The 9162-nt window shown below is 30.1% G+C and carries 4 protein-coding genes; 3 read left to right on the top strand and 1 reads right to left on the bottom strand.

What is annotated here, in order from left to right:
* Positions 1–37: 37 nt before the first annotated feature.
* A complete protein-coding gene (locus ABUA27_RS10900; RefSeq protein ID WP_349820704.1) occupies positions 38–304 on the bottom strand; it encodes an AAA family ATPase in 267 nt (88 codons plus the stop codon).
* Between the two features lie 701 nt (positions 305–1005).
* Here ABUA27_RS10900 and ABUA27_RS10905 point away from each other — a divergent pair.
* The 3 genes from ABUA27_RS10905 to ABUA27_RS10915 all read left to right on the top strand — a co-directional run bounded on the left by ABUA27_RS10905 (position 1006) and on the right by ABUA27_RS10915 (position 9081).
* Positions 1006–2346: a glycoside hydrolase family 1 protein gene (locus tag ABUA27_RS10905; RefSeq protein WP_281079993.1), complete on the top strand. Its 1341-nt coding sequence runs from the start codon at positions 1006–1008 to the stop codon at positions 2344–2346.
* A 16-nt stretch (positions 2347–2362) separates the two neighbouring features.
* Entirely contained in the window at positions 2363–3376 is a 1014-nt protein-coding gene (locus ABUA27_RS10910) for a LacI family DNA-binding transcriptional regulator (protein ID WP_349820705.1), read from the top strand.
* Between the two features lie 86 nt (positions 3377–3462).
* Entirely contained in the window at positions 3463–9081 is a 5619-nt protein-coding gene (locus ABUA27_RS10915; protein ID WP_349820706.1) for a discoidin domain-containing protein, read from the top strand.
* Positions 9082–9162: the final 81 nt, after the last annotated feature.

The raw sequence follows: 9162 nt of genomic DNA on the forward strand, positions 1-9162 counted from the left end.
TATAATGGTAAATCCACGATTGAACAATTAAGGAGAGTTACTTTTTTTGTTTCCTCCTCGTCATTTCATATTGTCTATCTTTGATATATTGGTAGAGTTTATGATAATCTAGCAACTCTTCAGACTCTAGGTCATCAAAGTTAATAGAAATGATTTGTGATTGATCAACACCGCTATTTAATAAATACTCTTGATACATTTTTAATATCGTAGTTTTTCCACAATGTCTAACTCCACTTACTAATTTTATTATATCTTGATCTTTCCACGATACTAATTGATTTAAATATGCTCTTCTTTCCATCATGATATTCACCTTTATTCTGTTTGAATTATATCATAATATTTTCTTAGGTTTGATTTATGAATACAAATTCACAAAGTTACATTAGTGTTCAAATTTGAGAACACTAATGCTTAAAATCACAGTGCTGTTCAAATTTGAGAACACCTTATGTTTGATTCCTGTTTACAGAATGTTGCCAATAAGAGAAAATAAAAAAGAATAAGGAGATACACCAATGACAGAAAAGAAAACATTAGAAGAACTTATACAAGATTATAATGAGTGTAAATAAATATTTGGTGATGCTGATTTTACCAGTATTATGATAGCAAGTTCAATTTGCAATACATATTGTAAAAAAAATAATATGATAAGGCATCGGAATATGCCAAAAAAAATTATGAAGCGAGTTTAAGGGAATATGGTGTTGATGAAATTACGACATTTGATTTACTGGCTAAACTTATAAAATGTTATGAAAAAGCAGAAGATAGTGAATCTATTGATTCTGTTGTTGATGAATATTATAGAATTCGAGAAGAGACTCTAGAGATTGAAATACCAGATTCAACAGATGATGATATTTTATTCTAACACTCGTGAGTGTTAAATGAGCGTTAGAATAATATAGACTATTTCTTTTCAAGTGTTACTTCCTTGAAATTCAAGTATAGTCTTAATAGAATTAAATAAGAATATACATAAAGGAGTTAGTAAAGATGCTAAGAAAAGATTTCTTATGGGGTGGTGCAGTGACTGCTCATCAGAGTGAAGGTGGATATACTGAAAGAGGAAAAGTCCCTGCAGTATGTGACTTAACAGTTACTGGTAAGTTCTCAGACTTTAAAGATGGTATTGATGCTTATCATAGATACAAAGAAGATTTTGATTTATATAAAGAGTTAGGCTTTAATGCATACCGTTTCTCTTTAGACTGGTCTAGACTTATGAGTGATGAGAATACATATAATGAAGAAGGTTTTGCTTTCTATGATGAATTTATTGATGAACTACTAAAGAGAGGGATAGAACCTATTCCTACACTCTATCACTTTGAGATGCCTGTATTCTTATATGAGAAATACAATGGTTTTGCGAGTAGAAAAGTAGTGGATATATTTGTGGAATTATGCAAGAAGATTGTAGATCATTATAGTGACAAAGTTAAATACTGGATTATCTTCAATGAACAGAATGGAATACTACAGAAAGGTCCAAAGATGTTCTTTGGTGCTGTATGTTCTGAAGGAGAAAACCCTATTACTCTGGATCATCAAATTATGCATAACACTTTAATCGCGCATAGTTTGATAAACGAATACATCCATCAAAAAGGAGGGTATGTTTTAGGTATGGCCACTATTGTACAAAGCTATCCTGAAACATGTCACCCATTAGATACATTAGAATCTATGAAAGCCCAAAGTGAAGCATTTGTATTTCTAGATGTCTTTGCGAGAGGACACTATAACAATTACTTCCTAGCAAATATGAAACTAGAAGGTACTATGCCAGTTATAGAAGAAGGAGACTTTGAAATACTTAAGAAGGGTAAGACAGATGCTCTTGCGATAAGCTATTATATGTCTACTATTAGTCATTATGGTGAAGATAGTTTGACTAATGTAGAAGATGTAGTCATCAAGAAGAACCCTTATTTAGAAATGTCTGAATTTGGTTGGACAATAGATCCTATTGGTTTACGTATTACTTTAAGACAACTTTATGATAGATATGAAATGCCTATCTATATTGTAGAGAATGGTTATGGCTATGATGATCAATTAGTAGATGGTGTTATTAATGATGATTATCGTATTGATTATATGAGAAAACATTTAGAAGAGATGAAAAAAGCTGTAGAAGAAGGTGTAGATTGTAGAGGATACTTATCTTGGGGTCCTATTGATATCTTAAGCAGTCGTGCACAGATGAAGAAGAGATATGGTTTTGTTTATGTGAATAGAGATAATGATGACTTAAAGGATATGAGAAGAATTAAGAAGAAGTCATTTGAATGGTATAAGAATGTAATAAGTAGTAATGGGGAAGTGTTGTAAACAAAGAGGTGATAGCATGAAAATGACTATGAAAGATATTGCGAAAGAATTGGATATCTCTATTAATGCTGTATCGATTGCATTAAATGATAAGCCAGGTGTAAGTGAATCAATGCGTCTAAAAATATTAAGAACAGCTGATAAAATGGGATATATTAATGAAAAACATCATTATCTTTCAATCTTTTCTAAATCTAATATTTGTATTCTTATGCAGAGCTATTATGCAAATACAGGACATTTTTATTCTATTGTCTTACGTTCAATCGTTGAACGTGCTAAAGAATTAGGTTATATCTCTATTTTGAATTATTTTGAAGATAACCAATTTGAGTTTCCAGATTGTATTATAGATAGAAAAGTAGCTGGTATTCTAGTGGTTGGTAAAATATCGGATCAGAATTTAAATCAGTTGAAAAATACAGGTATTCCTGTAGTTCTTGTGGATTATACATCACTAGGAGATACATGTGATTGTGTTTTAACTCACAATAAACAGGGAGGGTATTTAATCACTCAATATGTTCTTGATAAAGGATATAAAAGAGTTGGATTTTTTGGAGATTTAGAATACTCTTTAAGCTTTTCTGATCGTTTTATGGGATATAAACAAGCTTTAGTAAATAGAAATACTATATCTGATATAGAATCATATATAAATCAATACTCCATCCTACATGAAACAGAGAAATATGTATTAGAAAACGATGTTAATAGCATTGTATCATTACTTAAAAAAAGTGAATTACCTGAAGTTTTTGTATGTGCTAATGATTCAAATGCATTTATATTGTTGAATGCTTTGATCTTAATGAATATAAAAGTACCAGATCAAATAGCTATTACTGGCTTTGATGATACACCTCTATGTGATAAAACAATCCCTAAACTTACTACTGTTCAAGTACAAAAAGAATTAATGGGAGAAATTGCGGTCAATAAACTTATAGATCGTATTCATCGTGAAAACGATGTTCAAATGACTCAATTATTATCTACTAAAATAATTGAAAGAGATTCAGTAAAATAATAATTATTCAAGTTAATCCAAATTGAAATTAAAGTATATGAATGGCATTCTATAATTAGAAAGCGATTACAAAAGGAGGATTGGTGATGAATAAAGTAGTAAAAATAATGATTTCTTTGTTTGTTGTATTCACAATGTCACTATCAAATGTGCAAGTGATATTCGGATTAACATCTAACGAAGAAATAAGTATGATCAAGGGAAGGCTAAAGGAACATTTCTTATCTTTAGATACGATTGATGATGGTTCTAAAGTTGAAACATGTTATGTTTCTAAAGCAGTCGATTATCTAAAACTTATAAAAGAAGATGGTTCTTTTGATGATGTTAATTATAAGGCAAATAATAATGCTGCAAATGGAGCAGCATGGTCTCCTTATCTGGCATTAGATCGTCTTCAAGCTATTTCTATAGCTTATAGTAAAGAAGGGAATGTCTTATATAAAAAGCAGGAAGTAGTAAATAAACTAGAGAAAGCTATAAAATATTGGGCTGAACAAAATCCTCGTTCAACAAACTGGTGGGAAAATCAAGTAGGCGTACAGCTTCGTTTTTCTAGAATGGCTCTATTTCTAGAAGATGTTGTAGATGAAGATACAGAAAATATCATGTTAAAGAAGCTTTTAGAAAAAGTACCAGTTAAATATGGAACAGGTCAAAATAATCTATGGTTTGATCAAAACTATCTTTATTATTATTTGTTGACAGAAGATTCTGAACATTTACATGATATGATCAATAATTATCTAAGTTATTGTTTAGTCACACAAAAAGATGATAAAACATCTGAAGCTGTACAAGTAGACAACAGTTTTTATATGCATGGTAAACAGTTTTATTCAAATGGTTATGGAATGTCTATGTTTAGAGATATGAGTTTCTGGATTTATATGTTCAGAGATACTTCATTTTCATTAGGAAAAGATGTAATTAATCGTATGGCTGATTATATGATTAATGGAACAAGCTGGACAATTAGAGGAGATATTCAAGAATTATATTTAGGTTATCGTGAATATAAATATTCAGTTGGTTACAAAAATTATGCAGCTGAGTATATTGAGCCATTAAAAAGAATGATTGCTTCTGATAAAACACACGCTAAAGAGTATCAGGGAATTTTGAATAATATTGAAAACCCACAGATCACAAATGGTAAAAATGGAAATTATTATATGTGGAGATCAGGTTATGCATCTCATATGAGAAATCATTATGGTGTTAATATAAAAATGGATTCCAATGAAATCATTGGAGGAGAATGGAGAGGAAGCTGGCCTAATGGAAATAAAGGTCAACTCATTTATTGGACTTCATCAGCATCATCTACTATTAGTGTTGATGGTGATGAATATACTACTGTTTATCCAACTTATGATTGGGCACATTGTCCTGGAACAACAACTGCTGCAAGATTAGTGCAGGATTATTCTAATTCAGGACGTTTTACTAACGGAACAAGTCATACTATTGGTGTATCGAATGGACAGTATGGTGCATGTGCTTATGCAATGGATAAAAAGGGAACTCAAGTAAAGAAAGGATATTTCTTCTTTGATGATGAAATTGTAGCATTGGGTTCAGGTATTACATCGAGTGAATCAGTTGAAATCCATACAACACTTAATCAGGCAAAAGCTGATAATGTTTTAGTGGATGGAGATGTTATCTCTCAAGATACTACTAAAACTATTAAAAATAGTAAGTGGATTTACAATAATAAAGTTGGATATGTTTTCCCTGATGAAACAACAGTGACTGTATCTAATGTATATCAGAAAGATAATCCTTCTTTATGGGCAGAAGAAAAGAAGGCTTCTACTCCAAGAACATTTAAGGCATATATTAATCATGGAATAAAGCCTAGTAATCAGTCATATTCTTATATTATTTTGCCCAATAAGACAAGTAAGAAGGTTTCAGAATATGCTGATAATAATCCTGTAGCTATTGTTGCGAATAATGAAAATATTCAAGCGGTTAGAAATGAAAATCTTAAACAGACACAAATCAATTTTTACAAAGCAGGGACATTAGAATATAAAACAGGATATAAAGTAACTGTTGATCAGCCTTGTAGTTTGATTATTGATGAATCTGAAAATCAAAGAAAAATCACTCTTGCATCATCAGAAAACCAAAGTAATACTACTATTCAAGTTAAACTTGATTATGGTCAAACTACTACAAAAACTGATTTTATTACGCCATCAGCACCTTATACAGGTTCATCTATGACGTTAAATGAAGATGATAGTAATTTGTATAATTCTAGTTCATCTTTATCACCACATGATGTCAAATCAGCTTTTGATAATGATATGAGTACTTATTGGCAGAGTAAGTCTAATGATGAAGAATGGATCAGCTTTTATGCTGGTAATAGTTATATTTCAGAATTAAATATCAAATGGGGAGATCATTATGCTTCAGATTTTGATATATACACATCTAAAGATGGTAAAACATATACTTATTTAAAATCAGTGAATCAAAATGTAACTGATTCTACTGTCAGCATCGGTGGCATATACCCTTATATAAAGATAGTAATGAAGAAAACTAAGGGTTCTTATTATCGAATTAAAGAAATAAGCTGTAAAAGTCAGGATGCATTAACATATAAGAAACCTGTTGAAGTAAGTTCTCAATATAATGATGAATTAAAGAAAGAGAATGCTGTTGATGGTAATACAAATACAAGATGGGGTTCAAAGAGAGAGTGTGATGATAACTGGATTATTGTAGATTTACAGAAAAATTGTTCAATTAAGGCTTTAAATATTTTATGGGAAGCCGCATGTTCAGATGAATATAGTATTGAGATTTCTTTAGATAAGAAAAACTGGACTACTATAAAAGAAAAATTAAAATCAAATCAATCATTATATGATCAATATTTATTTGATGATAATGTTTATGGCCGTTATTTAAAGATACATTCTACAAAAACGAGAATTGTTAATGGAAAGAATTATGGAATTAGTATATATGAACTTGTTGCGTATGGTAATGAAGAACAAGAAGATACGAATTATAGTAATATCGCATTAAATAAGTCAGTAGAAACAAGTTCACAATATAATGATGAATTAAAGAAAGAAAATGCTGTTGATGGCAATATTAAAACACGCTGGGGATCAATTAGAAACAGTGATGACAATTGGATTATTATTGATTTAGAACAGTATTCAAAAATTAATAAGATTCAAATTGATTGGGAAAATGCGTGCTCAGATGATTATACAATAGAAGTATCTACTGATAAGAAAACTTGGCAGGTAGTTACTGAAACAAAAACAAATACATCATTAAGAGATATTCATACATATGATTCATATATTTATGGTCGATATCTTAAAATTCATTCTTATAAAACACGCCGAGTAAATAATAAGAATTATGGTATTGGTATTAATGAAGTAGCAGTATATGGTGATAAATCATCAGTAGTTAATGAAAATCAAAATATTGCATTAAATAAACCTTCATATTCATCTAGTACTTATAAGAGTCAATATGGTTCTGAAAAAGCATTTGATGGAAGCTTAGATAAAACATCGGGTAAAGAATCAAGATGGGTTTCTCAAAGAAGAAAAGATAATTCTGGTAAATATGTTGATTATCAATGGATTTATGTGGATTTACAGAATTACTATGATATCTCAAAAATAGTCTTAAATTGGGAAGCAGCATGTGCTAAAAGTTATAAAATCCAGATTTCTTCAAATGGAAAAAACTGGAAGGATATTACTTCAGTAAGTGATGGAAAAGGTGGAAAAAGAGAATTTGACTATACTGACCAAACAGTAGCTAGATATGTAAGAGTAGAATGTCTAGAACCTTCTACTGTTTATGGTTATTCATTATGGGAATTTGAAGTATATGGTAATAGAGTGAAACAGCCAAAGACTACAAATTTAGCACTAAATAAGAAGTCTAGTGCATCAAGTTCATATAAAGCACAATATGATTCTTCCAAGGCATTTGATGGAAGTGAAGATGCCACTTCAGGAAAGGAATCTCGTTGGGTTTCTTTAAGACAGAAAGACAATAAGGTAGATGTTTCAAATCAATGGATTTCTGTTGATCTTGGAGATTATTACAATGTTAATGAGATAAAGTTGAATTGGGAAGGAACTGGTGCAGAGGAATATAAGTTACAGGTTTCTTTAGATGGAGAAACATGGACTGATATTACACATGCACAACATTCTAATGGTGGTATTGAAACATATAATTATAATGGTGTAACAGCTAGATATGTGAAAATGCAGGGAATTAAACCTAACAGTATTTATGGGTATTCATTATGGGAATTTGAAGTATACGGAGATTCACTTGATAAATGTGAACTAACAAATTTATATTATATGAATGTCAATATGGATACTTCTATTTATACACCTGAAACAAAGGAAAGATTCAATCAAGCATTGAATAATACCTACAAGGTGATCAATGAAAATGTTGATTCTTCTACGATATTAGAAACAAAACTAGAGTTACTAGATAGTATTAATAATTTGAAATTATTGGCTAATTTTGATTATTTGGGTAGTTTAATTAAAGAATGTAAAAATCTTGATGAATCAGTATATGCACCTGCCACTTTTGAAAAATTGAAAGATAAGTTACAAGAAGCTGAAATGATCTACAATGATAAAAATAGTAGTCAGGAAAAGATTGATTCTATTTGTGAGGAACTTATTGAAGCAAAAGATAAATTGATTTTCAAGAGCGATAAAACAGATTTAATTGCATTGGTTGATAAAGTGAATAAGCTTGATCGTTCATTGTATATAGATGTTTGTGTAGAGAAATTAGACATTTATTTGAATAAAGCACAAGAAGTAATAAATGATGAAAATGCGAATGAAGAATCTGTCTTAGAAGCATATGAGAATTTGTCTGATGCAAAAGATCTTCTTGTGACTAAAGAATCTTATGAACATCTACAAGAATTGATTACAAAGGCATTGGACATTGATGAATCTAAATATACAGAAGAGTCAATTAAATTACTTACAGACAAGAGAAAGCAAGCTGAAGAAGCTTATAAAGAATCTGTTCCTCAAAATGATAAGGTACAAAAGGCAATATTAGAATTAGAAGGTGCCTTAAATGCCTTAGAAAAGAAGATTGATTACTCTCAGTTATTAGCTATTATCACTAAAGCTGAATCTATTGATCAAACAAAATATACTCCTTCTTCATTGTTGAGAGTGAATAATGAAGTACTTAAAGCAAAAGCACTCATAGATAAAGCTGATGTTACTCAAGAAGAAATTGATGAAATGGTAACTACTTTATCAGAGACTGTTGATCATCTTGTTTTAAAAGCAGATAAGACAAAAATTGAAGAGTTGATTTCAAAAATTGATGCTTTAGACATGAGTAAGTATGAAAATACAGATTCTTTAATTAAAGTATTAAATCAAAGTAAAGAAGTGCTAATGAATGAAGAAGCTACACAAAGTGAAGTGGATCAAGCTTATGAAATGTTGAATGCTTCATATAAACAGCTTAAACTTAAGTCTGATAATATTGAAATAACAGAAATACCAACTCAGAGTACAAATAAGACTGATAAAAATGAACAGATTAAGACGGGTGATACTACTTATTTGAATATGATTGGATGGTCTTTATTGATTATGATGAGTTGCTTAGGAATATTCTTTATAAGAAAGAGAGTATATTAAAAATAAAGAACCTTTAATTTTTAAGGGGGGTCAATAAAAAACTCGCTTTAAATATTTGGGGGTTTCCACTTGTAAAGGGCA

It is taken from the genome of Catenibacterium sp. RTP21428st1_D7_RTP21428_210409 (assembly GCF_040227455.1).
In the GTDB taxonomy this organism is placed as follows: Bacteria; Bacillota_I; Bacilli_A; order Erysipelotrichales; family Coprobacillaceae; genus Catenibacterium; species Catenibacterium mitsuoka_A.